Source organism: Planctobacterium marinum (assembly GCF_020687805.1).
Taxonomy (GTDB): Bacteria; Pseudomonadota; Gammaproteobacteria; order Enterobacterales; family Alteromonadaceae; genus Planctobacterium; species Planctobacterium marinum.
This window is the reverse complement of the sequence record NZ_JAJEWQ010000001.1, coordinates 324,500-351,097: the sequence shown is the minus strand read 5'-3', so window position 1 is coordinate 351,097 and position 26,598 is coordinate 324,500. Positions and strand designations below refer to the sequence as shown.

Genomic DNA, 26,598 nt, shown 5'->3' with positions numbered 1-26,598 from the left:
CGTTTAACCTCGTCCCTCACAACCAGTAAATGTATTGTTGGTGGCGGTAAAAGCGCTCACTGGTGTCACAGCCTTTCTTTCATAAGGTGCTCCAAGATTACTAAAAATAATACAGACAGGGCTTGCGCAGGTATTAGTCAATATGATCCCAGGCTCTGTGCAGGAACTTTCACGTTTTTCTACCGAGCGGCTAATATACGATTGAAGGGTAGTGATTTCACTGTTAATTGTGCTTGCTAATGTAAGCTTGGCTGCCATTAGGCAATGAATCAAAAGTACTACAATTAATAGGTTACGCATATCCCTTGCTCTTCTAATAAGAATACTGTTATTAAAATCCATAGTTGTATAATTATCAAGCAGATAGCTTAATTTTCTTGTGTTTTAAAATAAAAAAGGCGTGTTCGGTGAATTCTAAAAATCCAATTAGCAAAATTTATCAATTGGACGAGAGGCGAGTGCTCCAACAATTATTGGCATAGACAGTGGTGGTGAATCATCGCCAAGGCGTTTAATTTCTGACTCCGACTGTGCATTAATGAGTTTTTGTAATTCTTCCTTTTTCTGAGCAAGTGCTTTTTGCCTGGTTCTTTGAAACTCAGAATCTAATGTTATTTTAAGCTTTTGACGTTCTTTGTGTTGGTGCTCCATGCACCATTTTATCCTATGAAACATCACTAGTTGACCTGGTGTAACGATGCCAAATGGGGTTACCAGGTTTTCATTAGTATCGAAATAAAACCTTTTCCATGTGTTTGAGTAAGGCAAATAGCCACGATATCTAATTGTGAGCAGCTCGACAGCCATAGAAGGAAACGCTTTATTTCTGTACTGACGCCTGACAATTGATTCAGGGTTTTCAGAACATTAAATGCCAGTTCAAAGTCAATTTTGGAAAAACCTTTATTAAAAAGGTGTTCAAACATGATGTAAGTTGCTGGCAGATTTCGGGTATCCACGGTAATCATTCCCAATTTAGACATGATAGCCGCAGTTGTAGGTCCAGATGTTTGTACTTCCTTAATCGACATTTAATCAGCTCAGCTGTAAAGATGGCGTAAAAAAATAATACCCAGCAATCTATCGTGATCAACTCCAACACAGCCGCAAAATAGACAGATGCTGAAAGTTCCACAAATATCATGAAAAAACAAAGTCAACTGACAGGTTTAAATCATTCCACAAAAGTTGTTCAGCTTTGCAGTTGTCGTCACACAATGAAAACTTGTAAAAACAAACCTCTAATACCGTTGTGTGAGCGTAAAGCTCAGAACCAACTATAAAGTTATAAATTCTTATCCACATTTCATTGTTAGTTCCCATAATGTATATTATGTTAAATTCAATATTTATCCACATGTTGTTAATAACATAATTAAATCAATACGTTACTCAGCCCTACTGTGTTTTCTTAGTCTTTTAGTTTGGATTTAGCAGATCGTTCGCTACGTGCATGAAATTAAATTTTGCCTGTTAGGTTACCTGATATTTACGTAGCGAAAGCTCCTGTCAGCTATTGATTGCTACCATCGTTTGTTGCGGAAGCAGATTTTTAATGCGGCGGTTTTGCAGCGCCTGGATGTTTTTTTATCGAGCTTTACTATCATTACTGATAGAGAAAATTATGGCCGTTGCATGTTATGCGTTTGATACTTCAGTTTTTCACCTTTATCGTTTTGATATTCATTATGGGTTGTGTGCACCTCGGTCCAGACGCCGTGCGCACCAGTCGTATTGATTACAATAACGCGCTTCGAACCACTGAAGATGAACAAATGCTGTTAAACATCGTGCGGTTGCGTTATCGGGATCGAATGTACTTTCTCGAAGCTGATACTGTCACCACTCAATTTGCTTATTCTGCGTCTATGGAGCCTGGCCTGAACTGGATACCGGGTGTTGGTAATAATGAATCTTTGCGTAATCGCGTGGCAATAGAAGAACGTCCAACCGTGACTTATCGGCCGTTAAGGGGAAAAGACTTTGTTGAGCGAATATTAACACCCGTCAGTCCGGAAACACTGATTTTACTCAGTAACTCAGGATGGCCGATAAGTCGCATCCTGAGAACCTGCATTGAACGTATCAACAATCTGGAAAACAACTTTAAAACCAATCATCGCGATTTTACCGTGGACTCTGAATCACATCAGCCGTTTATTGATGTCGTTTATGCGCTCAGAGAGCTTGAACTTTCTAATCTCGTTGAAGGCGCTAAAGATCCGGAGTCAGGACAAATCGTTTTACAGTTTAAAGCAGCGGCACATAAGCACCCTGCCTTTCTCAAATTAACATCTGCCTTAAACCTCCAATCTGACTTACAGGTAATCCCATTGGTCAATGCCATCGAAAGGCAGGCACCCGATGTGATTACAATTCAGGCCAGGTCTTTCGATAGTATCATGTTCTTTTTGTCGCAATCGGTGACTGTGCCTGAACAACATCAGGCAGAAAACCGTATTCCATTGAGAAATGATGAACAAGGTCGGCGTTTTAATGAGGCGTTGGTAACCAAAGAATTGTTCAATGTGTACAGTGCGCCTGAACGACCTGCAAAGGCTTCAGTAGCGGTGTTTTATCGAGACAACTGGTTTTATATTGATGATAGCGATTCTGCAAGTAAATCCACGTTTAGTTTATTGACCCAAATCTTCGCCTTGCAATCCGGTTCAATACAGCAAGCCGCACCGATTCTTACCATTCCATTGAGCAATTAATTGCGAATCTGTTTACAGGTTAAAAGGCCTGGCATTAACAGTGTACGCCACTAACGACGAGGCTTTTTGATCTTCTCTGTCTTGAGGTGGCAACGAACAAGTAATAAAACTGTTGGGCATTGTGATGACATCGGAAGCGTTTCGGGGCACGGTTTTAAGCGTTTGCTCTCCAACACTGCTGCTTTTAGTGGTTTCGCCCCAGTAAGCCGCAAAGCCTTTATTGGTATAACTGGATTTTCCCATCTGACAAATGACGTCATGTTCTTTGTTCAGATCGGTGACTTTGATTTCTGCTGATACGTTGTGTCCCGCATCAACACTGTCTGCACTAATCGGACAGTAAATGAAGCTGCTTCCATGTAGTTGATCGTTGTAGTCTCCGCGGTTGTTGTAATTGAACAATGCCCCGGTGCGATTAAGTCGCAGTGCCTTTGAACCTGAAAAATACTGGCAGTTGTTGGCCAGGTAATAATGTTTTGCCGGTGTCTGCACATTTTTTGCCAAACAGATCACGGCACCCGCGCTGGTTGAAATAGTTCCAATAGCGATCGCTGATACTAAGTGTAAAAGTGATGTTTTCATACACGCCTCGTCCTAGGGTAATCGTTCGCCTTCTTTGGCAAAAAATATCGCCCCCTCGCCGGTAAATTCAAAAGAAACAAAGGACTCTCCTTGCCATGGTCTGTTGACCATCAGCATTTGAACCTTTTCTTCTACGCTTTCACCTTCTTCAACATATACTTCTAATTTACACAGACTGACACCACAATTACTCTCCTGGAGGTGTACGCCTTTTAGTTGTTTGGTATCACGGATCACTTCCAATACCCGCTTTTCAACAGACCGGGTCCATTCAGAATCTATACCTTCTTCAAACAACTTGTCTTCATAGCTGGCAATTTGTTGTTCTATGCTGACCTCACGGTTTTGCTCATACTGCTCTGAGTACATGTCTTCTACAGAGAGTGCGACTCTGTTCCGGGCTACGAACTCCACAGGTTCAGCATGTAATACGTTGATGTCTCTGTGATCTGACAGTGCAATGTTTGCCGGCATTGCCATGGAGTTAATACGGTTTTCAATTTGCTGTAAGCGCTGTTCATATTGCTCCTGGCGCTGTAACAGTAAGCCCAGTTGTCTGTTCAGCGTTTGCAATTCCTTGTTATTGCTGACGGCAGACTCACCTGTGCGGTTGTGAATCGTATCACTTTCCAGCCTGGCGATTTGCCGCTGCAGCCTGGTTTCAATCTGAGCCAGTTCTTTGAGCAGGCTTTCGTTCAGTGGTTGCTGAACTGAGGCGCTTGCAGAACTAGTGTTGAATGCGGTTGGCTTAAACAATAAATACCCTACTATGGTAAAGAGCAACGCACTTACCAGTAAAAGTAATTTTTGAATGCTTCCAACGTTATTCATTTTTCAGATTAACTCCCAATTTACCTTGCACTGACTAACGATACAGCTCTGTCACCTGGTAGGAAATCAACGACACGTCCCCTGCCTGCGAAGCTGCGGGCAAAGAACAGCTCAGGTTCGCTTTTACGTAGTTTGCATTGTGCTTGTTTAATTCTGAGAGTGATGTAGTGATGGCTTGTAATCCGGCACCTTTTTCACTGCGCACGGCATTGCCCCATCTGGAGGTGTACCGTTCACCAAAATGACTTCCGGACACCTGGCAAGACACTTCATCACCGCCGTGTCCACCGTCAATGAGGGTTACCTCTACCTGTAAAGCAGATAAAGATGCCGTTTGTTCAACTAAAACCGGGCAAAATAAAGTAATAGCTGAGTCAATATTACTGTTGGACAGGTTGCCCGTGGTATTCACCAGTACGCTATTGGCTGGACCAGCTGACTGATAACAAAGCGAAGCCGGATAAGTTTTAACATTGCTCGCGGCTTGTGCGTTTAAACACATGGAAAATAAGAAAACAGGAAGAAGCGTGAGACGTCTCATCAGTAACCCCTTACACGAAGTTTGTAAATGTTATGTAAATCCCTGACCACTTTGTTATCTTATATTCCGTTCAAAAAAGCAACCTCTTTTATAGCGAAAAGAATGACTTACCTTTGAATATGGAATAGATATTTGTTTGCCAGGCCACGGCAGATATGGCTTCTACGAAGACTTTAGTAGATTGAAAAAAATTGAAGATTTTTTCAAAAAAATGACAGATTAAGTTAAAACGTCCTGAAGTTTGTCTTTATAGCGCCGCGAAAGCATCAGTTGCTCACCGGAGGTTAACAGTACCGTATAATCCCCCTGATAGTTGGGTTGTAACTCCGCTACAGCTGACAGCCGGACGATGGTTGAGCGGTGAATTCGTCTGAATTCGACGGGATTGAGCAGTTCTTCGAGGTTGCTCAGCGTTTCTCTGTAAAGAATACTGCCAGCATTAAACAGGTGTAATTCCGCATAGTTGCCGGCACCGGCAATATATTTAACGTTATTAACATCAACAAACCTAACCCGTTTGGGTTCACGAATTACGATCCGATCTTTATACTGGCTGGTGTGGGTTTTTAAATCCTGATTCAGGGCTTTAATGGCCCGTTGATCCAGATAGATTTGATCGTCCATTTGCCTTTTTGCTTTGGCAAGCGATTCGTAGAGACGGGCATTTTTAAAAGGTTTTAACAGATAATCGATGGCGTTGAGTTCAAAGGCTTTTACCGCATATTCATCATAGGCCGTTGTAAAAATTACGATCGTTTCCGCAGGTAATTCGGCGGCCACATCAATCCCGGTGATAACCGGCATCTGGATATCCAAATATAAAATATCAGGTTTCTCCTGCCAGGCAATATCGAGGGCTTCCTGACCGTCTTTTGCCTGCGTGACCTCGTAACTATCACTGTCTTTGTGCAGTAGTGCCACAATGCTTTCGCGTGCCAGTGGCTCGTCATCAGCGACCAATATTTTAAGCATTTCCCTCTCCCGTCGGAACACTCAACCTGGTTAAAAAATACTGCTCTGGCAGTGCTTTTAACTCCAGGCTGAAATCGTTCCCGTATATCTTCTCTAATCTGGCTCTGTTATTACCAATACCTATGCCAAAACCGCTTTCAGACGCGGTTCCGGGCACTTTATTCAGCAACTCAAAGTGTAACTTGTTATCCTGAATAAATAGCTTCACCTGAATGAGATTACCGTTTATGTCCAGTTGTGCCCCGTGATGAATCGCATTTTCAACCAGAGGTTGCAGTACCATAAACGGTACCCGTACTGCCATAACATCTTCCTGTGCCGAAATATTAACGTCCAGTTTGTCATTGAAACGCAGTTGTTGCAGTGCCAGATACAGCTCAATAAAGGCTAACTCGCTTTTTACAGTTACCATTTCCTGGTCCCTGTTTTCAAGTATTGTTCTTAGCATACTGCTAAGATCACTCAGTGCATCGGTTGCCTCATCACTGCGCCCTACCCGCACCAGGCCACTGATCCCGTTCAAAACATTAAACAGAAAATGTGGGTTTAATTGTGCCTTAAGTGCCTGCAATTCAGCACTGACCAACTCAACCTTGAGTTTTTCTGCCTGAATTTCTTTGCTGCGCAGTCTCTGAGAATAATCCAGGGCATAACCCAAAGCGAATAACGCGAGGATCATAATGCTGTCTGCATGCCAGGGAGTATTGCGGTAAAAATAGGCCATCATGCCGACAATGTCGCCCTGCTGCCAATCTTGTCCGGTGGTAAAGTGCAGTAGGGAGATAGACAACAACTGCACCAGAATGGTCGTTGCCAGGACATAAATTCCATTAAACACAAAAAAGACCAACCACCCTTGTTGCTGCACGCGCGTTAAGGGAGCGAATGCAACGATAAAAGGAGCCACCATCATTGCGGGCAAATACCACAAACCAATTAAACCTGCGGCACTAAACAAGCTGTTCAGATCCTGCAAATAGATGTGTTCGGCGTGAAATTTTAAGTTAAAACTAAACAATGCCTGAATTAGCAATACCAGAGTACTACCTGTCCAGATGCGCCAATTTTTTAGTCTTGCAATTGCGTCTTTCAAGTTATTTCATCTACCGCTATGGGGTTAGGTTTTCAAAGCGACTAATGCTTAGGAGCGTTTTTCGCATCAGAGTTCATTTATTTTTAGGTGTTTATTGCGAAATTATGTACAAAGAACTCAATTTGAGCAATTTACATGCGTTGCAGTTGCAGTTTAATGCGGCGAAATACCGGAAATTACAGGGGAAACATCCCCTGTTAAGGCTAACTATTGCCATGGTAACAACATAAAACACGCCTTTTGTCCTGAATTTCCGTTATTTCGTCACAAAACTGGTCTATCTCGCTCCCCATTTAATAAATTCACCGTCTCAGCGCCCCACCACTTACCCCGGAGAAACGCCATTTCATGGTCAATTCCGGGCATTTCAAACCTGCTGAAAGTTATTCGTCCCTGAATTAATGCCGCTTGTCACATGCTTTCCATCTACTGCGGATCGTCGCTGGTGCTAACTGTAACCAAATCTTAATTTTAGCTGGCACAAACGCGGAGATAACTGCGGTTATCCCTAATAAAAATATAATTATCTCAGGGAGATTCAGTATGAAGAATCAATCTAAACTCGCAAGCTCTATCCGACTCGCCCTCACCATAGGGGCGATGACGACAGCATTGCAAGTAACTAACGTGGCAGCACAGGAAGCAGAAGACAGTGAAGCGGTAAGTGTTGAAAAGATTTCAGTAACCGGTTCCCGGATACGCTCAGCGAATTTGAACTCTGTTTCACCACTACAAACCTTCGATGCCGGGGACATTGACGCATCGGGTATTGCCAATATTCAGGAGCTGTTGCTGGACAACCCAACATTTGGTACGCCAGCTATCAGCCGTACCAATTCAAATTTCTCAACAGCCAGTGCGGGTATTGCGACGGTGGATTTGCGTAACCTTGGCACCGCTCGTACCCTGGTGTTGGTGAATGGCCGACGGTTTGTATCCGGTCAGCCAGGTGAAATGGCGGTAGATTTAAACACCATACCTGCGCAGTTTATTGAACGCGTTGAGATCCTCACCGGTGGGGCCTCATCCGTCTATGGTTCTGACGCCGTAGCAGGTGTGGTTAATCTGATACTGAAAGACGAATTTGAAGGCGTTGAGTTTGAGGGTCAATATGGCCAAAGTTCAGAAAGCGACGACGAAGAAAGACAATTTAGTATTACCGCCGGTGGCACTACCGATAATGGTAAAGGCAATTTAATGTTCCACCTGGGTTATACTGATCAGGGAGCCGTTTTCTCACGCGACCGCGCTCGTTCTGCGGTAGATCAGTTTTCGACTTTCCGTTTTACTGAAGATCCAGCTGACGCCTTTGATGCCACTCGTCCGTTCTTTTCTTCATTCCCACCCCAAGGTCGGTTTGATGCCGGTGGCACAACGTACACCTTCAACAGCAATAACATGCTACAGGAAGGCTTTAGTACTAATGGCGACGGTACTATAGGGCCCGATGGTTTCAACCGTAGTCAGTATCGTACCATCGCGATCCCAACGGAACGCTATTTGTTTGCCGCCAAAGGAAGTTATGAACTGAGTGATTCTCACTCGGTTTTTTTCGAAGGTAACTATGCTGCTTCTCAGACAGTCACTGAGTTGGAGCCCTTCCCTTTTTCCTCTGACGATATTTATGCTGATGGTGCTGTACCTTTGGAATTTAATGTCAATGGCAGCATCCTGACCAACCCTTATGTTCCGGACACAATTCTAAACGCCGCCAACGATGTAAACGGAGATGGCCTCAGAGATCTGGACTTCTTTGCCAAACGTCTGCTGGATGTTGCCAACCGTGGTAACACAGCTGACCGGGATACGTTCAGATTTACCGTGGGGTTTGAAGGCGAGTTATTCAATGATTGGTTTTATGACGTTTATTATGTCTATGGCCAAACCAAAGAATCTCAGGTGTCTAATGGCCAGGTAAATGTGCAGAACTTCCGCTATGCGTTAGAAGCGGTAACGGATACCCTGGATTTGGATGAAGATGGTGTAACTGATGAAGCCATCTGTGTAGACGCTACCGCCCGATCCTTTGGGTGTGTACCCATTGATATCTACGGTTTTAATTCGATCACGCCGGAAGCCGCAGCTTATATCAATGCGCCAGGCATGTTGTCTTCATTTATTTCTCAGGAAATATTTGGCGGTAACATCAGTGGTGATGCGTTTGAACTGCCTGCCGGGCCGGTGGGTGTAGCCGTTGGTTTTGAATACCGTGAGGAAACCAGCCGTGACGAGTTTGACGCATTGCAACAAGCCGGATTAAATGCGGGGAACGCTATCCCGGCCACCAAGGGCTCATTTGATGTAACCGAGTTTTATATTGAAACGAACATCCCAATCATTGAAAGCCTGAATGCCAGAGCGGCTTATCGTGCCTCTGATTATTCAACCGTGGGCAGCACAACCAGCTGGAACGTCGGTTTAGAATGGCAAGCCACCGACTGGATGCGTTTTCGCGCCATCGAAGCGCAATCTACCCGTGCGCCGAATATTGGCGAATTGTTTTCGCCACCCAGCCAAACATTTCCACCGGGTTTGAACGATCCCTGTACAGGAATTACGGCGTCAGATTCTGGTACGGTTGCAGAAAGATGCCGGGCTGATACCGGTATCGCTGCAAATATCGCCGCTAATGGCGCATTCACACTAAATCAGTCGGATATTCAGGGTATCAGTGGTTTTGATGGCGGTAATCCAAATCTGATTGAAGAAACCGGTAAATCAACCACGATAGGCGTCGTTATTACCCCAACGGGTATGTTGCAAGACTTTGGCCTGACCATCGATTACTTTGACATTGAAATTGAAGATGCCATCGTACCCACGCCAAGACAATTCATTCTGGATCAGTGCTATGGCGGTGATGCTTCATTCTGTCAATTTATTACGCGTCGTGCTGCGCCTCTGGGTACCAATAGTGCCGGTTCAATAGAGTTTATTAACAGCTCTGACTCTAACAGTGGTGGTGAGATAAACGAAGGTATCGACCTGACCCTGACTTATTCCGGTGATGTCGGTCCTGGCCGCTTGAATAGCCGTTTGGCATACACCTATGTAATGGAAGGCGGTGTTATTCCGCTACCAGGCGCTCCGGAAGACCCTTATGTAGGCGAAATTGGAGCCTCTGAGCATCGTGCCAATTTGAACGTTTCCTACGATTGGGACGAATGGTCGGTCACTATGGGCGCCACTTACATAGGTTCGGCGGCCCTTGATGATCAATTCCTGGCGGGCTTCGATCTGGCACCTGGCGCTATCAGTGTCGGTTCTGAGATTTATGTAGACACCCAGGTGACCTATCAGCTAACGGAGACTGTCGAGTTGTTTGCCGGCGTTGACAACCTGTTTGATCCAGAGCCGCCAGCAATAATCAGTGGCCTACCAGAGAGTGATACGGGGACGGAAACTGATGCAGGTACCTACGACCCAATCGGCCGCCGTTGGTATGTGGGTGCAAGAGCACGATTCTAAGTGTGGTGATTTTCAAACAAAGGAAGGTTTGATCTGGCTGCGTCTTACCCTGGTAAGCGCAGCAAACTCCTGACAGAGTCCAGGATGGACTCAACCTCAGGAACCTTAAACGTTGTGTCTGTGGCAGCCCCGAATCCGGGGCTTTTTTAGTATTTTTCCGGGATCCAGTTGAGTTTATTGATGGGCATACGCCGGGTCTTAGTGTGCTTAATTTCAGGCAATTCCACCGCTTTAAAATCTGTAGTCTGGTAATCAATTTGCGACAAAATATGAGCGATGCAATTGAGTCTTGACGCCTTTTTATGGTTCGCGTTGACGACAAACCAGGGAGATTCAGGGGTGTCTGTATGTCTGAACATCGTATCTTTCGCCGTAGAGTATTCATGCCAACGATTGCGGGCTTCGGCATCCATGTCTGAAAACTTCCAACGCTTTAGCGGGTTTTTAAGTCGCTCCTTAAAACGTTTTTCCTGGACATTGTCAGAGACAGAAAACCAGTATTTCAACAAAATAATGCCTGAATCGAGCAACATTTTTTCAAACACCGGGCAACTTTGTAAAAAGTACTGATATTCAGTGTCCGTACAAAATCCCATTACTTTTTCCACGCCTGCCCGGTTGTACCAGCTTCTGTCAAACAGCACAATTTCACCGGCAGCGGGGAACTGCGCTACATATCGCTGGTAATACCATTGGCCAGATTCTCTGTCTGAGGGCTTTCCCAGTGCGGCAATTTTTACCACTCTGGGATTGAGTTTGTCGCTGATGGCTTTGATTACGCCGCCTTTGCCTGCTGCATCCCTGCCCTCAAAAACGACGATAACCTTGAGCCTTTGTTCGACTACCCAATGCTGCAGGTGAACCAACTCGATTTGCAATTTCTGTAAGGCATCCTGATACCTGCTATCTTTCATGATTTTACTTTTAAATCTGTGACTTACGGTTTTGGTTAATGAATTATAGGCTGGCTAACAGGGTTTCGCATTTTAATCGAGAAATTACACATTCTTGACTAACTTTTTAAGTCTGACTGATCTACCATTGAAGGATAAGTTAATCAGGGAGTTTTCTATGAAACTGGCAATATTATCCCGCTCTCCAAATATATACAGTACCCGAAGATTAAAGGAAGCTGCGAAAAACCGCGGTTTTGATGTCAAAATTCTGGATACCTTAAAATTCGCCATTGATTTGAAACGCGGTGATCCGGATTTGTTCTATAAACAAAAAGAAATTTCTGATTTTGATGCCGTTTTACCGCGAATTGGGGCGTCAATCACATACTATGGCACGGCAGTAGTGCGCCAGTTCCAGGAAATGGACATATTTTGTGCGAATACAGCACATGGGATAAACAACTCACGCGATAAATTACGCAGTTTGCAGGTTCTGGCCAGACATCATATCGGCATACCGGAAACCACCTTCGTACGGGATAAAAAAGATGTTTTGCCTGCAATAGAACGTGTAGGCGGTGCACCGGTCATCATTAAATTGATCGAAGGAACACAGGGAATTGGCGTGTTGTTGGCAGACACCGTTAAACAGGCCGAGGCTATTATCGAATTACTGCAAAGCCAAAAGCAAAATGTGCTGATACAAAAATTTGTTGCTGAAAGCCGCGGCAAAGACATCCGTGCGTTAGTCGTGGGCGATCGGGTTGTGGCGGCAATGCGCAGAGTCGCTCAAGGTCAGGAATTCCGCAGTAATGTGCACCGGGGCGGACGTGCAGAACAGGTAGAGTTATCGGAAGAATATGAACAGGCCGCAATCCGCTCTGCTCAGATACTGGGATTAAGAGTTGCGGGAGTGGATATGTTGGAAAGTGCCTCAGGGCCGCAAATCATGGAAGTTAATTCATCTCCGGGACTGGAAGGCATTGAAACCTGCACCCAATTGGATATCGCAGGTGCCATTATTGACTATATTGCTGCGCAGGTAGATTTTCCGGAAATCGATATTCGACAGCGACTAACGGTAAGCAAAGGCTATGGCGTCAGTGAGATATATGTCCCGGAAGGCTCGAATTATGTGGGCAAAAAATTGTCAGAAATTGGGCTTTCAGAAAAAGATCTCAACGTGCTCACCCTGTATCGGGGTCATAAAGTCATCCCAAATCCGCGCTCAGATCGGGTTCTGGAAAAAGAAGACAAGCTATTGTGCTTTGGTAAACTGGAATCAATGCGCGGCATGGTACCGGTAAAAGCTCAACGCAAACGTCAGCCTAAGATTCAGGACCTGCCGGATACAGAAGTCACCAATGTGATAGCAAGTGACGATAAACACAAATCAAGATAGTACAACATGGTATCGGGATCATCAGCTGGTCCCGAGTAATATGCCCAAACGACAAGACAATCCCGACAAAGTTATGACAAATAATTATTTATGCCATGACATTGCCTTGTGCTTTGTTCTAAACTAGTCGGAAAAAATCAGCCGCTTGCCCCCCTACTAAGCGCACATAAATCCAATTTAACACTCAAGCTATCTCTCAGTGATTAAGGAGACTTTTTAAATGCATAAACTCGTACTTATCAGACATGGTGAAAGCACCTGGAACAAAGAAAACCGCTTCACCGGCTGGCACGATGTTGATCTAACAGATACCGGTGTTGCTCAGGCCAAAATGGCGGGCAAACTGTTAAAAGAAAACGGATTCAGTTTTGATCTGGCATTTACTTCCGTGTTAACCCGCGCCATGCGAACCCTGTGGATAGCACTGGATGAAATGAAGGAACTCTACACTCCGGTTATTCGTCACTGGCGTCTTAACGAAAGACACTATGGCGCATTGACAGGTTTAAACAAAGCAGAAACCGCTGAGAAGCATGGTGAAGATCAGGTGAAAATCTGGCGTCGTAGCTTTGATATCCCCCCCCCGGCAGTGGATGAGTCTGATGAACACTTCCCGGCGCATGACAAGCGTTACGCAGGCATTGATCCACGTATCCTGCCTAAAGCAGAAAGCCTGGCATTAACTATCGACCGTGTTTTGCCTTACTGGCACGATACCATAGTGCCTGAAATTCGCGGCGGCAAAAAAGTCATTATCGCGGCGCACGGCAACAGCTTACGGGCTCTGGTGAAATATCTGGACGACATGTCAGATGAAGAAGTGTTGGAGCTCAATATCCCTACGGGTGTTCCGTTGGTGTATGAATTAGATGAAAACCTGAAGCCCATCAGCAAACAGTATTTGGGTGATCCGGCAGAAATCAAAAAGATGATGGATGCTGTAGCGAATCAGGGTAAATCTAAATAATTGTTTTAGTGCTAGCCCATTGAAAAAGCCGCTGTTGAGCGGCTTTTTTGTTGTCCTGTCGTAAAGCTTAAATCTAAACCTTAAACCGGGCCAGATTACCATCAATTTGCTCACTCAGTGCATGCAATTCATCCGATTGCGTTGTGGCCTGGTGCACGTTTTCCGCCAACTGATTTGAAGCGTCGTGTATCGCTGTCGCAATTCGGTTAATCTCTTCCGTCGAGGTATATTGCTCTCTGGAGGCATTTGCAATGGTATTAGCCCTGCCGGAGATGTCTTCAATGGCTTCTGCGATACGCATTAAACTGCTGGTCACTTCCTGGGCACTGGCGCCTGTTTCAGCGGTCAGAGCTTTACTTTGCTCCATGATATTCACCGCATTTTGGGTTTGTTCCTGTAGTTCCTTAATAACATTCTGAATTTCACCCGTTGCTTCATGTGTACGACCGGAAAGCGCCCTCACCTCATCGGCAACCACCGCAAATCCTCTTCCCTGTTCACCGGCACGTGCGGCTTCGATGGCAGCATTTAAGGCTAACAGGTTAGTTTGCTCTGCAATTCCCTGAATCGTAGACAGTATACTGTTGATTTGCTGAGCCTGCTCATCGAGACGATTGATCGTTACGGTTGTCTCATCGATTTGACGCGTCAGGTTTTCCATCCGTTTTTTGTTTTCGCCGGCGTTCTTCATGCCATTATTGCCTTCTTCAGCCGCCTTTTGTGCTGCGGTTGCCGTATCTGTGGCGTTGTCTGCCACATGAGAAGAGGTTGTCGACATTTGATTAATTGCGGCGGCCACCTGGCTTATCTCTGATTGCTGTACCTGAATCGCATGATTGTTATTTTGGGCGTTGTCGCGAGCCGAGTTAGACAAGTTTGTCAGGCGACTGGCGGAGGTCATAGTATCTGACACTAAATCGTGAATAATCTTAATAAAATGGTTAAAAGATTGACTTAAACGGCCTATCTCATCTTCACTTTTTACTTCCAGACGCTTGGTGAGATCCGCATCGCCTTTGCAGATATCTGACATGGCTTTATTGAGCGACACAAGCGGCTGTAATAATAAGGAGATCATAAATCCGGAAACCAAAACCACCAGACCAATTGTAGCTGCAGATATCAACAGGTTAGTTACCGCAATCATCCCCAGACCAGACATGGCATCTGACTCTTCCATGGCCAACAGTAATTTCCAGTCAACACCGTCAATGGCAAAGGTTGCTGCCATCCAGGTTTCGCCGTCTATTTCAATTTCGCTGGCTTTATTGCCTAAGCGGGTTCCGCCACCAAAACTGGACAATGACTTACCGACCTTCGATTTGTCAGGATGTACTAAGAACTTCCCTTCACCGTCGATCAGCGCGGCATAACCGGATTCACCAATTTTTACCCCTAATACTTCTTCAACCACGTCCCCCAGTTCGACATCCGCGGCGATAACATCATTGGCCACCGGTTGCGCAAACGTCATAACGATGTTGCCTGAGCTGGCATCCTGATACGGTGGAGTAACTATCTGTTTCGCGGCTTGCTGTGCCTGCCTGTACCAGGGACGTGTTCTGGGATCGTAGTCCGCTGGCAGGTTTATTGCCGGATAGGTCAACATACGTCCGTCACCGGCTCCAACGTACATTACTTCGAATTTACCCGCGAGTTGACCTTGTTGTACGGTATCCTGAATGCTGTTTCCTAATTGCAGCGCTTCCGCGGCACCAGAAACCATCTGGCTTTTTACACTGAACCAATTGGCGACAAAACGGGTGGTATTTTCGCCGGTGCGGTTGATAATTTCGGTTACGCCACTTTTGAGCCCGGAGCGTGCCTGCAGATAATTTACCATGCCATTAATGGTGACCAGGACAAACACGACTGCGCCAACACTTAGCATTAATCTTGCGCGAATACTGATAGATGTCATTTACTAATTCCAGCTTAGATACGATAGGAAACCTGAACAGTTATCCCAAATATTCGATAGTTCAGCGACTGTGAGGTCGTCAGCAGCCAAACCCATTAGTTGCAGATTACTTAAAGGAACATCATATTAAAAGACGTTATATGCAAAAAAGTTAAATCAGAACAAGAATTTCCCTGTAAATGTGGCGTTACTTATCTTTGCGAATGGCGTTTAAATAGGCCCGATTCAGTTTTTGCTCTATTACCTGTGAAAAACTCAACCTGCCATTGTCCGATAACGCCACCAGTATGCGATGCGCTTCATCAGATACTGTAATGTCTTTGCCTTTTTGCCGCATCCGCGATTTTCGCACAGATGCATTCAGCTTCTGCTGTTGCTCAGGCTGTAAATTATCTGCTATCCAGTTTAGCCACTGCGCCTTATCATCCGGTAACTGGTGGAGACTGGTTACAGATTTATTTTTTTGCTCAAGGCTAATCCCCTGCCAAAAGCCTGGGCGCGCAATGCTGCGCATTAAATATTGTTTAACAACGAAAAAGTCAGCGTCATTCATCACGGTACTCACATAGCAATTGTTACCTGTCACAAATGATTGCATGTGACAGGTAACGTTACAAGCCTGTCATAGATAAATTATGTTAACCTGGTTACCGCCCTGTCATTCTTCGACCAAAACTGAACTCAACGCCTTTCGCACCATTAAAATATGAACTAATTCAGGAAGTTGGAAATTCAACAACATCATCAGCTAGAATAGAGTCTAAAAATTATTAGTTGTTTTTTCTGGGAACTTTATTGTGGAAATTCTGGATTCAATTATCTCACTGACCCTGGTGCTGTTATTCGTTATCGATCCATTTGGTAATGTACCCATCATTTTATCGGTACTCAAAGAGGTTCCAAAAGAAAGAAAACGCAAAATTATCTTCAGAGAAACTCTGATAGGTCTGGCGCTGTTATTGATCTTTTTGTTCTTCGGTGAGCATTTTTTAAAGTTATTTGGATTGCAAACTGAAGCGGTAACCATTGCAGGTGGGGTTATTCTGTTCGTGATTGGCATCAAAATGATATTCCCGCCCCCAAAAGGACACAGCATATTTGGTGGTGAAGGTGAACCATTCGTAGTACCAATTGCCATGCCCATGATTGCCGGCCCCTCAGCGCTGGCAACCCTGATGGTCATGTCAAAGACCTCTCAGTTGAGTTTACCCATGCTCACCCTTTCGGTATTGATTGCATGGGCAATTACTATGGTTGTTTTGTTATCCGCACCTTTTATGCTGCGCATACTAAAAGACAAAGGTCTGTTAGCTTTGGAACGCTTGATGGGGATGTTGTTGCTGATCATGTCAGTACAAATGTTTATCAACGGGCTTTTCGGATTACTTAAAAAAGCCCCCCTTTAAAATCAGCGGCTAACCACCAGTTGCGTTAGCCAGCGCGCGTTTTCCAGTCGATGGCTAACCGTCAATACCTGATACGTACCGTCAAACCATTGGCTGCAATTTTTCAGATTTACTCGCTGATTCGGTGTTAAAGAGGCATTTCCGATAACCGTAAGCTCCACTTCTGTGGGATAGTCATGGTTTTCGTCTGGTGCGTCCTCAAAATGCACAACGCCGTTAAAGTCCAGTAAGGATTCGCCATAAGTAAAACACTGCGCTGGGTTGTTCTCAAATGGAAAGTCGATGTCCGTAAGCGCATTTAAAACCACCAGAGTACCTACCCCTGACGATACCTGAGCCTCTAACGCCATCAGTTCACCACTAAATACCCGGGTGCAATGGTCTGCATCCCCTAATGCCACCTCTACATTTGCCTGCGGATTAATTTGCTTTGGAAAATGTATCTGATCAGTGGTTTGCGAAGATTCATTGATGGTAATGCTCGCAACACTTTCCTGATCGGCATGCAAAACCATCTGCACCGCACTGATTTGATGAGTCGCACTTAATGGCTGTCCATCGACGGACACGATACAGTTAATTGGCTTTTCGGTAACGGGGTTATTCATTTCACTCTCTGATATTTTATGTTTAATTATTTCGACATAATGGTAATTATTTTATTTACCACTACAATCTTACTCCCAGGCAAAGGAACACTATAAGGAATATAACTATGTCACAGCAAGAAAGGTTTGATATTAGCGCGCCAACAGCAATGTTAGGCTCAGTGGAACATGAGGATCCTAAAATAAATGATCCGATGCAGCAAAGAAGGCAGGTGTTGGGTGTTTTTTCCGTGATGGTTTACAATGCTAAACTGTTTTTTGATGCCATGCTTGCACAGGGTTTTGATCAAAAGCGGCTGTTAACCCCTTCAAACCACTTTCCCAGTCAGGTCCCAGGCTTAAACACCTATCAAACAGAAGCCATGGTGTTTAATACCCGCTATCAGTACCATCCCTTCGCAATTGTTATGTGTACCTCAACCGAAGAGGTACAAACCACGTATCATATGGCAGTTAAATATAATTTACCGGTGAGAGTTCGCACCGGAGGGCACGACCATGCTGGTGAATCCAGTGGAGACAACACGGTTTTAATAGATATTACCGGGTTAAAACCCAAAATTGAAATTGATGACGATGGCATAGCGACCATCGGCGCCGGATACCGCTTTTATGAGCTAACGCCACTTTTGGCAAAACAGGACCGAATGATACCGCATGGAACCTGTGCTACCGTTGCCCTATCGGGGTTTATTCAGGGCGGAGGCTGGGGCCCCTGGACCAGAAAGCACGGTATGTGCTGTGAGCACCTGAAAGAAGCCACAATCATTTTAGGTGATGGCACCCGGATCACCGCCACTGAAAAACAGCACTCCGATATTTTGTGGGCGTTACGCGGTGGTGGCGGTATGAGTTATGGGATTGTCACCGAGTGGAAAGTCCAGACTTTTGAGCTACCACATGAGATACACCGGTTTACCATTGAATGGAACTCTCCCACGCAATTGAGCACAGATTCCAGCTGCCCGTTACCCTCTGAGGATTACGCAACAGACAAAATACTGACAGCCTGGGAAGACGCCATTAACGAAAGCAACACTGAATTGCTGGGTACAAACCTGAAAATCAATGCGAAACACTTCGACGGTGATTTTGACAAGGCTTACAAAAACGGCATATACCACCATTGTTTGATGTATGGGTACTGGCAGGGTAACGAAAACCAGTTGCAGAACTTTATTGATCGCGCTTTTGCCAGTGTCGGCGGCACGAAGGCTACAGTGGTGATTTACCCGGCCAATGGCGCCGGTCAAAACGATGATGATGCCAAATACCCGGTGGATTTAATGGGTGACTGGGGAAGAAACTCTATCGCCGATGTCAGTCGCTATTCTGGCCAGGGCCCGGGCAATACCGCCTTGTTGCAGGGGACGCCGTTTACGCCAGATTATGATGCCCCTGCTCCCCATAAAATCAGTTCAAAACTGGTTCCGGCCAAAAGTTCAGGGCTATGGAATGACACCAGCCGCAAACAGTTGATCAGGACACTTTCCTCCAATTTACTAAGCCCTGAAAGCGAACACCTGGGCTTATTTAGTTATGTAACCCTGGGGGCAATTGTGGGGGATTTTTATCAGGATATGGGCGTTTCACAAGAGACTGCATGTCAGAAACCCTGGCAAAACCCAAAGGAACTGGGCGTGGCTTTTCCGTATCGCCCTTGCCAATACACTATTCAATATCAGACCTGGTGGAACGAAAGCATCAAAAACAAACTGGAGCTTCAAACCAACAAGGTCTTTGTCGATACCAACCGGGCTATGGACTGGATTGATGTGTCACAAAGAACCCAGATAGAAGGCGCTTATGGCGCGTTTATCAGCTTTAAAGATCCGGGTATTGCCACAAAAGTGTACTTTCAGGACAATTATGATGAATTGGTCAGTATCAAAAAGACCTACGTGGAGGACAGATTTAATCATCTGAGAACCCGAAAAACCATCATTTAATCTTCAGCCGGATTGCGGGGTGCAAAATCAGTGTCTGTCGCGCAATCCGGCGTTTGCTTTATTCACCAGTTCATTTATTTAAATTGTTTATTGCACTTTTACAGTTGATTCCCGCGGTTAATATGGTTTTAATCCGCTACAGATAAGATTAACGCTATAGCTTTTCATATGTTACAAACCTGGCAAATTTCTTCCGCTAACGGCAATCAGGCTACCATTCTTAACTTCGGGGCCCGCCTTATTGACTGGTGTACGCAAATTTCTCGCGGGCAGAACGTCATTGTTGGTTATGACCACATTGAAGATTATTTGCAGGACGGCGCCTGTATGGGGGCTATTGCTGGCCCCTACGCCAACCGGATTGCTCAATCTCAGGTCATTATCGATGGTCAGACAATTTATCTGGGCGCAAATGAAGGGGAAAATCACCTGCACGGTGGTAAAGATGGCTTACAAAACGTCTACTGGCAACTTAAGGAACAAACCAAAGACAAACTCACTCTCACTTACCTGCATCAAAAACGCGCAGCAGAAGGTTACCCCGGCCCTATTCATTTTGAGGTGAGTTATCAGGTAACAGAAAACAATAAATTACGCATCGAGTTTTCAGCCACTTCTGCCAGTAAAGTCCCGGTTGGGCCAACTGGTCACGCCTATTTTAATCTGGCTGAACACAACAAGAACATCAATAGTCACTGGTTAACACTCAATGCCGCCACATACACGCCGGTTGCGGCAGACAATATTCCCACCGGCGACATAGCGACTGTACCGGCGGACTTTGATTTCACCAGCCCTAAACAGATTACCACCAGTCTTGATCATAATTTTGTGGTATCCCGTACCGATGACAATGTGCCTGTGGCGCGTTTGAGCAGTAAAGAAAGCGGTGTTGCACTGGAAGTATATTCTGACTACCCCGGCGTACAGGTTTACACTGCAGATCATATGGGGTCGCCATTTGTGCCGCGTAACGGTATCTGCATTGAACCCCAATACTATCCCGATGCTCCCAATAAACCCGACTTTCCCTTTGAATTTACGACACCAGAGAAACCATTCAGGAAAAAAATTCGCTATCGAATGCTGGTGAACGAATGATTATTTGATTAATTTTAAAAGAGTCATTTAAAGGTTTTTCAGAGCAACTCAGCTTGTACTTGAGTTAAGCTGTTTCTTTAAACCGGCATTAAAACACAAATCCCGAATGTTGTTCTTTTTGTCCTTCAGCTTTCATTTGGGCTTTGTGTTTTGCCAATAGCTGACTGACCGATTCGGTGACACGCTGCGTCACATAGGCCGCCAATTTCGCATCGTCAAAATCGCGTAATGCTGGCAACTGACAACCAAATTCGATATAGCCATGCGCCTCTTCAACACCGAAAAAACGCGCCGCTGCATCACTTCGGTAATAAGTATTACTGACCTGAATATCACATTGTGCATTATCAACCTGAAAGCTGATAGCTTGCTTACCGTCCAGGATCTGTTTTTGTTTGGTTTTGCTAAGCATGGCAATCGCGTCAATTTCAATGTTATAGCGTTTTGCGATAGCCGCCAAAATAGTGTCCAGGCGTTCGGAGTCCAGCCGCTCCACCAGTTGTTCCGCTTTTAGTGACAGTAATTTGCCTGAATGATTGACACTAAAAGTCAGCGTGGCCAGTTTTTTCACGCCAGACTTATTGATAAATTTAGTCACGACGGTGGGTACTTCTTTATTAACATATTCTGCTGAGTTAAATGCCCAATGGCAAACGGGCTGAGCAAAACGTTTACTAACACTGTGTATCACGGTTTTTTCTGTGTTGCTAAGGTCCTCTTTGATTCGTTGATTAAGAGACTCCTTGCGTGCTTCCAGATATTCGTCTTGTGCCGCAAGATCATGGTAGATTTGGCTAAGCACTTTACCAACACCAAAACCACTCTGTTTACAGGCTATCTGATTTTCTGCCCGCTCTTTCACGGACAGGGACTTGCCCGGTTCCTGGTTATTTCCATCTGATAAGAAAAAGCTTTGCGGGCTGACTCCCAACTGTTGCTGAAGGGTTTTATCACCGCCCAGTTCAAGATTGTACAGTTTCAGGGCAGCAGATTGTTGTGCCAGGCAGGTGGATGTGGATAGTGATAATGTAATTAGCAACAGCGGCAGATATTTGCTCATAATGCACCCGTCAAAAATGTGTCTGATCGTCAAAGAAGACATGAATAACAGATTTTAAGCAAAAATTAAGCCTTATCCAGAGCAACACCGTTTTTACCCCGATTATTCTGAACATCGAAACGCGCTGCGCGCTACCGGCGATCCTGTAAAAAGCGAATAGGCGTAAAATCGCCCTCTTCCAGCAACGGCAAGCTGGACTCCACAAGACATTTTTCCATCCACTCTTTATCTTTTGGCTTCAAAGACATTGGGGAAGCTGCGGACACTTCGGAAATCAACGAAGGATTGATATCCGCAGTAGCTAATGCGATGGCCTGCCAGACATTGTGCTCAGCCTGCTCAATTTCTTTCAATAATCTATGGTGTTCACTGACATCGTGGCTGGCCAGTCTTTCAAATTGACGTTGCAATTGCTTAGCCCGCAACAGCGCGGGAGCAACCAGTTGTCGAAACAAGGACTCTTCTGTGGAAGTATGATCAGGGGGACTTAAAAATGATCCAGCCATAATCCGACATCTTACAAATTATAGGCAACACCTACCAGTTCTCTGTGATATGTGTAAGTGCAAAATGATTTATGAATTACACATGGCGGGATTTTTGTTTACACTAAGCGAAACATAAAAAGAGCAAATAAATGACCGAATCAGAACTTGTCAGTGTCGTTTTTCAAATCAGAGACCAGATTAATTTTCTCTGGAACTTCTACGTCACCGCCTGTGCAGTGCTCATTGGCTGGATTTATTCTGACAACATGTCCTGGAATAAAGATAAATACCTGGCGATTTCCGGATTGTTTTTCGTGTTCGCGCTGATCAATGTATTAGCGGTACACAAAGAATACGGCCTGCTGGCACTGGCATTATCTGACCTGATTAACAACGCCTCAGTTTCAGGAAAGTTTGTGCCGGCGCTTGCGCAATCAGGAGGTTTAGGTGCCATGGGGGCAACTTTAGTTCACCTGCTCGTAGATGTGTTGCTGTTGCTGCTAATTCGGCATCGGTTCAACAAGAAGCTCATTCGGGTTTAAGCTGCCGCAGTTTGTGAAGGCGAAAAACCGAAAAAACGCTTGTACTCGCGACTGAACTGGGAAAAGCTGCTGTATCCAACATGAAAGCTGGCTTCATTGGCCTGCATTCCCTGTTTAAGCAGCGCTTGTGCTCTTTGTAACTTTATGCCTTTGATGTACTGATTAGGTGGTAAATGCATCAGGCGCTTGAAGGCATTGTAAAAAGCCGTCTTACTCATATTCGATAAACTCGCCAATTGTTCAACCTGAATGCTTTTATTCAGGTTGGCGTGGATGTAATTTACCGCTTTCGACAATGGTTGAATGTGTCCGTATTGGTTCAATAGTTCGCGCAATGCAAAGCCATGTTCACCCGTTAAGATTCTGAAGTAGATTTCATCCACAATAGCATCCCCCAGTATCGCCGCTTCAGTCGCTGAACCGCTGACCTTTAACAGTCTGTTAAAGGCATCAATCAAGTCAACATCAGCTTCTCCGACAACAACACATGAGGCATCCAAAGGTTTGTGCTCGACAACATCAACGTCACTTTGCAGTCTTTCAATTTGTAAAATGATTTCGGCCAAACGCACCAAATTAATACCTAATGCTGCGGACAAAAAGGGGGTCTGTTCTGAAGCATCCACCACTTCTGTTTGCACCGGTAGGGGTAAAAAATTAATGAAAAAGTTTCCGGACCTGTACCTGTATACTTCCGATCCTACATGACAGACCTTTTCACCTTGTGCTATCAGGCATATCAGTGGCTCATACAGATTGGGGCATTTGGATTGCGTAACCGAAGATTTAAAACAGGCAACGCCTGAAACTTTGGTTTGATTAACCCCATCCTGCAATCCGATTTGTCTTAGCTGCTCACTGAGCAAGTCTAACTTTTCACGCTTTCCGGCCATAACAGTCCTGACACCTATAGAGTTCTGAGGTATTAGTTTTTGAGCGCAATACTCTACCGGAAAATTACTGCCAGAGCAGTTGTTGCTTTATGATTATGTACGATTAGGCATGTAATTAGTGAAATTGTGTATCGGAACGACCAGTTGCCAGGACTTTCACCGTATCAATGTATTCTTTCACTGCCATGTCTGGTATGAACATAGCTGTTCACCTGGAACAATATTGTCTGGTTTTTATAGCAGAATGAAGCTTAACCGACAAACAACCGTGAGAAACCCTGTTGGCTCGTCAAATACCATTAGACACTCACTCAGTGTCCTGGCAAAAGCCATCTTCAGCAGGCGTTTTTTACCGATGATTATAAAATGAAAAACGTTTTAAATTCAGTTACATCAGAAAAACAGCAGCGTTTAAAAACAAAAATGCCCAGCAGTTAATAATTGTCAAAGTTACTAAGCTACTGAGCATTTTTAAATGCTTGTATTAAGATAAAATAGTTACCTATTTAATATCGAAAAACGATTTAATATAGATCGCCCACTCATCTTTAGTGGGCTGACAAATCTTATCCTCACAAGCGATATACCAGTTTCTGATCACATGAATTTCAAGAGTATCAATAGAACCGGGCGCGCCATTTTCAATGTGCAGCACCGTCTCTCTACTGAGTCCTAAAATATCCCCTAATTGTTTTTGTGTAATTCCGGCCTCTTTACGCATGTTGCGCAATCGTTCCGGGTTAAATTTTTCTTCTTTATCCAATGGTTTAATTCCTCTGTCACGATGGAAACGGTCAGAATAGTATCATTTAAATTTAAAATGTGTGAGCCACCAAATTCAAATTTTTAACAATTCCGTGAAACAGTTTACATAATATGTAACCCATTTAACTTAAATATAGTTGCAAATGGATTATTAGTGAAATCAGGCAGATAAATTTGAAAACCAAGGAGAATATTATTGACCAAAAATTAATCGGAGGAGGCTGTACTGTCTATGAAAGTGACTGAATCAGAAAGGAAATCGCCTCCTGTCTTTTATAAAAGAGTCGGTACCTAAGACCTGTCTGTTGATAAACAGAATCCCACCACTGAACATTTCCCTGCGGCGCATCTTGTTCTAACACCAGAGCGGTTACCTTTAACCCAAGACTTTTGGCGTCTTTGATTGAGCTGATCAAGAAATCTCTGACCTCATCATTAGCCAGGCTTTCACCAGCAACCACCGTTGCCAGGCTGCCCCAGGCTATGGGCTGTAAAGCGCTGCGCAAAGGCGCTATTTGGGCGTGATAACGCTCAGCAAAGTCAGCGCCAAACGGGCCGGTGGCGCTGATAAACAAAATGCGTAACGACACATCCAGGGAGAGTGCTAATTTGCCAGTCGGAGTTACACGGTTTGTTGAATCTTGCATAACGTTAGTTCCGGCTGTTAAATCGTGTCATTGACGCGGTTTAATTTTGCAAGTTGGTCTGTAAGATCTCTGACTTGCTCTTCAAGTTTTATCACCCGACTTAGCAAATCGTCCTCATCGGCTATGACGTCTTCGCAGGCATCAATGAGCTGAGGAGTTTGTTCTTGCTCAGCGAAACAATGTGCATAGCGGCTTTCCCGCTTACCAGGTTCTCGTGGCAACCGTTGCACCAACTGATCCTGGTTAAAATCCATTAACGATTGCAACGCAGATTCAACCTCGTCGACATTACTAAACTCTGCCAGTCGATTACTACGGGTACGCAGTTCACCTGGTGTTTGTGGCCCTCTTAATAATAACAGACACACAATGGCAGTTTGTTGAGCGGTAAATTTGTAACTGCCAAATTCCGTATTACAAAATTTGTGCTTGTATTTGGTAACCCGGCTGCCCCAGGTGTCTTCCATAATTTGTCGTTTCGAGGCTAACGAATCCAGGCCACTCTGAACATCGGTTTCACTCAATGTCATGACAGGTTCCCGGTTACTTTTCTGATTACAGCCCACGGTCAGGCCATTGAGGGACAGCGGGTACTGCTCCGGCGTGGTAATTTCCTTCTCTAATAAGACACCTATAATACGTGCTTCAATGTCGTTTAGTTTGATCATTACCCAACTATCTCCTGTAAGAATTCTTCTTTGCGAGTGTTGCCTCGCTTATTTCGTCGTTATAGTGACAAGGTGCTCGCAGGTTGGATTATCTTCATCCATTATCTACTGCGCGGATTACCCTGTGTTCGATTCAACCGCTATTTCTTAAACACTTGCAATTCAAAATCAAGTGTCACGTTCAGACTCGTCAAACTGTTAATTTGTTGTTTTTTATCCTCGGATATTGACCAATAATACGGGGTCATCATCAATAAGTTTAATATTTGTTCACCGGCTATGGTTTGTTGCTCCGTGACCCGTCGCTGGAAAATGGGTGACAGTAAAATGCTGTCATCCTGTTTGACCGGATTTCCCTTGTGCGAGTTAACTGAGTCATATACCAGACCGGCCAACTCAGAAAGGTGTTCCCTGCCGGGCCCAACCAATAGGAAAATTCCCTCGGATTTCAGGCATCGATGAACTTCTGGCAGACTGTAAGGCGCAAAAATATCAAGCACTACGTCAAAGCTGCCGTCGCGATAAGGCAGATTCGCAGCACTGGCCACAGAATAACTGGCGGCTTTAAACTGTTTAGCCGCCAACTGGACGGCAAACTTAGAAATGTCCGCCCCCCCAAAATCCAACATGATTAAAACGGTCGGCTAACAATTGCTGCAATTCACGACCATAAAATCCTTCGCCACAGCCCAGGTCTAAAACAGTCGTCAGATCATGCTTACACTGCGCTTTGAGGGTCTCTTCCAGTGCTTTAACTAAACATTGGTAATACCCTGCCGTGAGAAAGTCCCGCCGGGCAAGTAACATCGCTTTACTGTCGCCAGGCGCTTTACTGCGTTTTTTGTTTACCGGTAAAAGATTAATATAGCCTTCTTTAGCGATATCAAACAGGTGATTGTTAACGCACTTAAAAGACCGCTGGACGGGTTCAAGGTGCTGCTTACATATCGGACAGAGATAAAGTGAGGATTTCGGATGCATTTTGTCATCTGGAGAGGTTGTTTTATTCAAGTTTGACTTCTCCTCTCCGGGGTCTTCAGTTATTGTGGCCGTCTATTTTCGCAAAAATTAGTTCCTGATG

The 26,598-nt window shown here is 44.8% G+C and carries 28 protein-coding genes and 1 pseudogene; 9 read left to right on the top strand and 20 right to left on the bottom strand.

Going from position 1 to position 26,598, the window contains the following annotated elements; all coding sequences use genetic code 11:
* Window positions 1–3 precede the first annotated feature (3 nt).
* The 3 genes from LJ740_RS01645 to LJ740_RS01635 form a co-directional block, all read right to left on the bottom strand.
* Window positions 4–300 carry a hypothetical protein gene (locus LJ740_RS01645; RefSeq protein ID WP_229527306.1) on the bottom strand — a complete coding sequence of 99 codons (297 nt, stop codon included), beginning with the start codon at window positions 298–300 and terminating at the stop codon, window positions 4–6.
* Between the two features lie 126 nt (window positions 301–426).
* Window positions 427–651: a hypothetical protein gene (locus LJ740_RS01640; RefSeq protein WP_229527305.1), complete on the bottom strand. Its 225-nt coding sequence runs from the start codon at window positions 649–651 to the stop codon at window positions 427–429.
* 59 nt (window positions 652–710) lie between these two features.
* Window positions 711–1,031, bottom strand: coding sequence for a hypothetical protein (locus tag LJ740_RS01635; protein WP_229527304.1), 321 nt, complete (start codon window positions 1,029–1,031; stop codon window positions 711–713).
* A 609-nt stretch (window positions 1,032–1,640) separates the two neighbouring features.
* Here LJ740_RS01635 and LJ740_RS01630 point away from each other — a divergent pair.
* Entirely contained in the window at window positions 1,641–2,717 is a 1,077-nt protein-coding gene (locus LJ740_RS01630) for a hypothetical protein (protein ID WP_229527303.1), read from the top strand.
* A gap of 12 nt (window positions 2,718–2,729) precedes the next feature.
* Here LJ740_RS01630 and LJ740_RS01625 read toward each other — a convergent pair whose 3' ends face one another.
* The 5 genes from LJ740_RS01625 to LJ740_RS01605 form a co-directional block, all read right to left on the bottom strand.
* Window positions 2,730–3,299 (bottom strand): hypothetical protein, encoded by a 570-nt coding sequence (locus LJ740_RS01625; RefSeq protein ID WP_229527302.1) that lies wholly within the window; start codon window positions 3,297–3,299, stop codon window positions 2,730–2,732.
* 12 nt (window positions 3,300–3,311) lie between these two features.
* Window positions 3,312–4,130, bottom strand: a complete 819-nt coding sequence (locus tag LJ740_RS01620; RefSeq protein ID WP_229527301.1) for a hypothetical protein — start codon at window positions 4,128–4,130, stop codon at window positions 3,312–3,314.
* 34 nt (window positions 4,131–4,164) lie between these two features.
* Window positions 4,165–4,671 (bottom strand): hypothetical protein, encoded by a 507-nt coding sequence (locus LJ740_RS01615; RefSeq protein ID WP_229527300.1) that lies wholly within the window; start codon window positions 4,669–4,671, stop codon window positions 4,165–4,167.
* Window positions 4,672–4,890: 219 nt separating this feature from the next.
* Window positions 4,891–5,643 (bottom strand): LytR/AlgR family response regulator transcription factor, encoded by a 753-nt coding sequence (locus LJ740_RS01610; RefSeq protein WP_229527299.1) that lies wholly within the window; start codon window positions 5,641–5,643, stop codon window positions 4,891–4,893.
* On the bottom strand, window positions 5,636–6,736 hold the full coding sequence (locus LJ740_RS01605) for a sensor histidine kinase (RefSeq protein WP_229527298.1): 1,101 nt from the start codon (window positions 6,734–6,736) through the stop codon (window positions 5,636–5,638). The genes LJ740_RS01610 and LJ740_RS01605 overlap by 8 nt, the downstream gene beginning before the upstream one ends.
* Window positions 6,737–7,279: 543 nt before the next feature.
* Between LJ740_RS01605 and LJ740_RS01600 the strand changes: the two genes are divergently transcribed.
* Window positions 7,280–10,204 carry a TonB-dependent receptor domain-containing protein gene (locus tag LJ740_RS01600; RefSeq protein ID WP_229527297.1) on the top strand — a complete coding sequence of 975 codons (2,925 nt, stop codon included), beginning with the start codon at window positions 7,280–7,282 and terminating at the stop codon, window positions 10,202–10,204.
* 146 nt (window positions 10,205–10,350) lie between these two features.
* On the opposite strand, the gene ppk2 is transcribed toward LJ740_RS01600, so the two are convergent.
* A complete protein-coding gene (gene ppk2, locus LJ740_RS01595) occupies window positions 10,351–11,118 on the bottom strand; it encodes a polyphosphate kinase 2 (protein ID WP_229527296.1) in 768 nt (255 codons plus the stop codon).
* A gap of 157 nt (window positions 11,119–11,275) precedes the next feature.
* Here ppk2 and LJ740_RS01590 point away from each other — a divergent pair.
* From LJ740_RS01590 to gpmA, 3 genes and pseudogenes are all read left to right on the top strand, one after another.
* Window positions 11,276–12,199, top strand: a pseudogene (locus LJ740_RS01590) (ATP-grasp domain-containing protein); the annotation flags it as partial.
* A gap of 9 nt (window positions 12,200–12,208) precedes the next feature.
* Window positions 12,209–12,502: a cation:proton antiporter regulatory subunit gene (locus LJ740_RS01585; RefSeq protein WP_377307058.1), complete on the top strand. Its 294-nt coding sequence runs from the start codon at window positions 12,209–12,211 to the stop codon at window positions 12,500–12,502.
* A gap of 220 nt (window positions 12,503–12,722) precedes the next feature.
* Window positions 12,723–13,469 (top strand): 2,3-diphosphoglycerate-dependent phosphoglycerate mutase, encoded by a 747-nt coding sequence (gpmA, locus tag LJ740_RS01580; RefSeq protein ID WP_229527295.1) that lies wholly within the window; start codon window positions 12,723–12,725, stop codon window positions 13,467–13,469.
* Between the two features lie 73 nt (window positions 13,470–13,542).
* Here the strand turns inward: gpmA and LJ740_RS01575 are convergent, their stop codons facing one another.
* Window positions 13,543–15,390, bottom strand: coding sequence for a methyl-accepting chemotaxis protein (locus LJ740_RS01575; protein ID WP_229527294.1), 1,848 nt, complete (start codon window positions 15,388–15,390; stop codon window positions 13,543–13,545).
* 187 nt (window positions 15,391–15,577) lie between these two features.
* The gene (locus LJ740_RS01570) at window positions 15,578–15,955 is read right to left on the bottom strand and encodes a hypothetical protein (RefSeq protein ID WP_229527293.1); all 378 of its coding nucleotides are present in this window, start codon (window positions 15,953–15,955) and stop codon (window positions 15,578–15,580) included.
* A 232-nt stretch (window positions 15,956–16,187) separates the two neighbouring features.
* On the opposite strand from LJ740_RS01570, the gene LJ740_RS01565 reads away from it, so the two are divergent.
* Complete coding sequence (locus tag LJ740_RS01565) at window positions 16,188–16,796, top strand: MarC family protein (RefSeq protein WP_229527292.1); 609 nt, start codon at window positions 16,188–16,190, stop codon at window positions 16,794–16,796.
* A 2-nt stretch (window positions 16,797–16,798) separates the two neighbouring features.
* Here the strand turns inward: LJ740_RS01565 and LJ740_RS01560 are convergent, their stop codons facing one another.
* The gene (locus LJ740_RS01560; protein ID WP_229527291.1) at window positions 16,799–17,404 is read right to left on the bottom strand and encodes a hypothetical protein; all 606 of its coding nucleotides are present in this window, start codon (window positions 17,402–17,404) and stop codon (window positions 16,799–16,801) included.
* A gap of 107 nt (window positions 17,405–17,511) precedes the next feature.
* Here LJ740_RS01560 and LJ740_RS01555 point away from each other — a divergent pair, with 107 nt between their 5' ends.
* Together LJ740_RS01555 and LJ740_RS01550 are read left to right on the top strand one after the other, a co-directional pair.
* Window positions 17,512–19,353: an FAD-dependent oxidoreductase gene (locus LJ740_RS01555; protein ID WP_229527290.1), complete on the top strand. Its 1,842-nt coding sequence runs from the start codon at window positions 17,512–17,514 to the stop codon at window positions 19,351–19,353.
* 168 nt (window positions 19,354–19,521) lie between these two features.
* Window positions 19,522–20,454 carry an aldose epimerase family protein gene (locus LJ740_RS01550; protein ID WP_229527289.1) on the top strand — a complete coding sequence of 311 codons (933 nt, stop codon included), beginning with the start codon at window positions 19,522–19,524 and terminating at the stop codon, window positions 20,452–20,454.
* 88 nt (window positions 20,455–20,542) lie between these two features.
* Here the strand turns inward: LJ740_RS01550 and LJ740_RS01545 are convergent, their stop codons facing one another.
* Together LJ740_RS01545 and LJ740_RS01540 are read right to left on the bottom strand one after the other, a co-directional pair.
* On the bottom strand, window positions 20,543–21,514 hold the full coding sequence (locus LJ740_RS01545) for a hypothetical protein (protein WP_229527288.1): 972 nt from the start codon (window positions 21,512–21,514) through the stop codon (window positions 20,543–20,545).
* Window positions 21,515–21,645: 131 nt separating this feature from the next.
* Window positions 21,646–22,020 carry a hypothetical protein gene (locus LJ740_RS01540; protein ID WP_229527287.1) on the bottom strand — a complete coding sequence of 125 codons (375 nt, stop codon included), beginning with the start codon at window positions 22,018–22,020 and terminating at the stop codon, window positions 21,646–21,648.
* 131 nt (window positions 22,021–22,151) lie between these two features.
* Here LJ740_RS01540 and LJ740_RS01535 point away from each other — a divergent pair, with 131 nt between their 5' ends.
* Window positions 22,152–22,544 carry a hypothetical protein gene (locus tag LJ740_RS01535; RefSeq protein WP_229527286.1) on the top strand — a complete coding sequence of 131 codons (393 nt, stop codon included), beginning with the start codon at window positions 22,152–22,154 and terminating at the stop codon, window positions 22,542–22,544.
* Here LJ740_RS01535 and LJ740_RS01530 read toward each other — a convergent pair.
* The 6 genes from LJ740_RS01530 to LJ740_RS01505 all read right to left on the bottom strand — a co-directional run bounded on the left by LJ740_RS01530 (window position 22,541) and on the right by LJ740_RS01505 (window position 26,528).
* Window positions 22,541–23,437, bottom strand: a complete 897-nt coding sequence (locus LJ740_RS01530; protein ID WP_229527285.1) for an AraC family transcriptional regulator — start codon at window positions 23,435–23,437, stop codon at window positions 22,541–22,543. The two genes, LJ740_RS01535 and LJ740_RS01530, sit on opposite strands and share 4 nt — an antisense overlap.
* 502 nt (window positions 23,438–23,939) lie before the next feature.
* Complete coding sequence (locus tag LJ740_RS01525; RefSeq protein WP_229527284.1) at window positions 23,940–24,200, bottom strand: helix-turn-helix domain-containing protein; 261 nt, start codon at window positions 24,198–24,200, stop codon at window positions 23,940–23,942.
* 232 nt (window positions 24,201–24,432) lie between these two features.
* Window positions 24,433–24,849 carry a hypothetical protein gene (locus tag LJ740_RS01520; RefSeq protein ID WP_229527283.1) on the bottom strand — a complete coding sequence of 139 codons (417 nt, stop codon included), beginning with the start codon at window positions 24,847–24,849 and terminating at the stop codon, window positions 24,433–24,435.
* 17 nt (window positions 24,850–24,866) lie between these two features.
* Entirely contained in the window at window positions 24,867–25,517 is a 651-nt protein-coding gene (locus LJ740_RS01515) for a YceH family protein (protein WP_229527282.1), read from the bottom strand.
* A gap of 140 nt (window positions 25,518–25,657) precedes the next feature.
* Window positions 25,658–26,146 (bottom strand): methyltransferase domain-containing protein, encoded by a 489-nt coding sequence (locus LJ740_RS01510; RefSeq protein ID WP_229527281.1) that lies wholly within the window; start codon window positions 26,144–26,146, stop codon window positions 25,658–25,660.
* Window positions 26,115–26,528 carry a putative RNA methyltransferase gene (locus tag LJ740_RS01505; RefSeq protein WP_229527280.1) on the bottom strand — a complete coding sequence of 138 codons (414 nt, stop codon included), beginning with the start codon at window positions 26,526–26,528 and terminating at the stop codon, window positions 26,115–26,117. The genes LJ740_RS01510 and LJ740_RS01505 overlap by 32 nt, the downstream gene beginning before the upstream one ends.
* Window positions 26,529–26,598 lie beyond the last annotated feature (70 nt).

Excerpts from the sequence above, each read along its gene's own strand:
- LJ740_RS01625 (WP_229527302.1), bottom strand. The coding sequence starts at position 3,299 with ATGAAAACATCACTTTTACACTTAGTATCAGCGATCGCTATTGGAACT.
- gpmA (WP_229527295.1), top strand. The coding sequence starts at position 12,723 with ATGCATAAACTCGTACTTATCAGACATGGTGAAAGCACCTGGAACAAA.
- LJ740_RS01615 (WP_229527300.1), bottom strand. The coding sequence starts at position 4,671 with ATGAGACGTCTCACGCTTCTTCCTGTTTTCTTATTTTCCATGTGTTTA.
- LJ740_RS01630 (WP_229527303.1), top strand. The coding sequence starts at position 1,641 with ATGCGTTTGATACTTCAGTTTTTCACCTTTATCGTTTTGATATTCATT.
- LJ740_RS01560 (WP_229527291.1), bottom strand. The coding sequence starts at position 17,404 with ATGAATAACCCCGTTACCGAAAAGCCAATTAACTGTATCGTGTCCGTC.
- LJ740_RS01640 (WP_229527305.1), bottom strand. The coding sequence starts at position 651 with ATGGAGCACCAACACAAAGAACGTCAAAAGCTTAAAATAACATTAGAT.
- LJ740_RS01520 (WP_229527283.1), bottom strand. The coding sequence starts at position 24,849 with ATGCAAGATTCAACAAACCGTGTAACTCCGACTGGCAAATTAGCACTC.
- LJ740_RS01550 (WP_229527289.1), top strand. The coding sequence starts at position 19,522 with ATGTTACAAACCTGGCAAATTTCTTCCGCTAACGGCAATCAGGCTACC.
- LJ740_RS01610 (WP_229527299.1), bottom strand. The coding sequence starts at position 5,643 with ATGCTTAAAATATTGGTCGCTGATGACGAGCCACTGGCACGCGAAAGC.
- LJ740_RS01620 (WP_229527301.1), bottom strand. The coding sequence starts at position 4,130 with ATGAATAACGTTGGAAGCATTCAAAAATTACTTTTACTGGTAAGTGCG.
- LJ740_RS01635 (WP_229527304.1), bottom strand. The coding sequence starts at position 1,031 with ATGTCGATTAAGGAAGTACAAACATCTGGACCTACAACTGCGGCTATC.
- LJ740_RS01515 (WP_229527282.1), bottom strand. The coding sequence starts at position 25,517 with ATGATCAAACTAAACGACATTGAAGCACGTATTATAGGTGTCTTATTA.
- LJ740_RS01510 (WP_229527281.1), bottom strand. The coding sequence starts at position 26,146 with ATGTTGGATTTTGGGGGGGCGGACATTTCTAAGTTTGCCGTCCAGTTG.
- LJ740_RS01540 (WP_229527287.1), bottom strand. The coding sequence starts at position 22,020 with ATGGCTGGATCATTTTTAAGTCCCCCTGATCATACTTCCACAGAAGAG.
- LJ740_RS01600 (WP_229527297.1), top strand. The coding sequence starts at position 7,280 with ATGAAGAATCAATCTAAACTCGCAAGCTCTATCCGACTCGCCCTCACC.
- LJ740_RS01575 (WP_229527294.1), bottom strand. The coding sequence starts at position 15,390 with ATGACATCTATCAGTATTCGCGCAAGATTAATGCTAAGTGTTGGCGCA.
- ppk2 (WP_229527296.1), bottom strand. The coding sequence starts at position 11,118 with ATGAAAGATAGCAGGTATCAGGATGCCTTACAGAAATTGCAAATCGAG.
- LJ740_RS01545 (WP_229527288.1), bottom strand. The coding sequence starts at position 21,514 with ATGAGCAAATATCTGCCGCTGTTGCTAATTACATTATCACTATCCACA.
- LJ740_RS01555 (WP_229527290.1), top strand. The coding sequence starts at position 17,512 with ATGTCACAGCAAGAAAGGTTTGATATTAGCGCGCCAACAGCAATGTTA.
- LJ740_RS01530 (WP_229527285.1), bottom strand. The coding sequence starts at position 23,437 with ATGGCCGGAAAGCGTGAAAAGTTAGACTTGCTCAGTGAGCAGCTAAGA.
- LJ740_RS01645 (WP_229527306.1), bottom strand. The coding sequence starts at position 300 with ATGCGTAACCTATTAATTGTAGTACTTTTGATTCATTGCCTAATGGCA.
- LJ740_RS01535 (WP_229527286.1), top strand. The coding sequence starts at position 22,152 with ATGACCGAATCAGAACTTGTCAGTGTCGTTTTTCAAATCAGAGACCAG.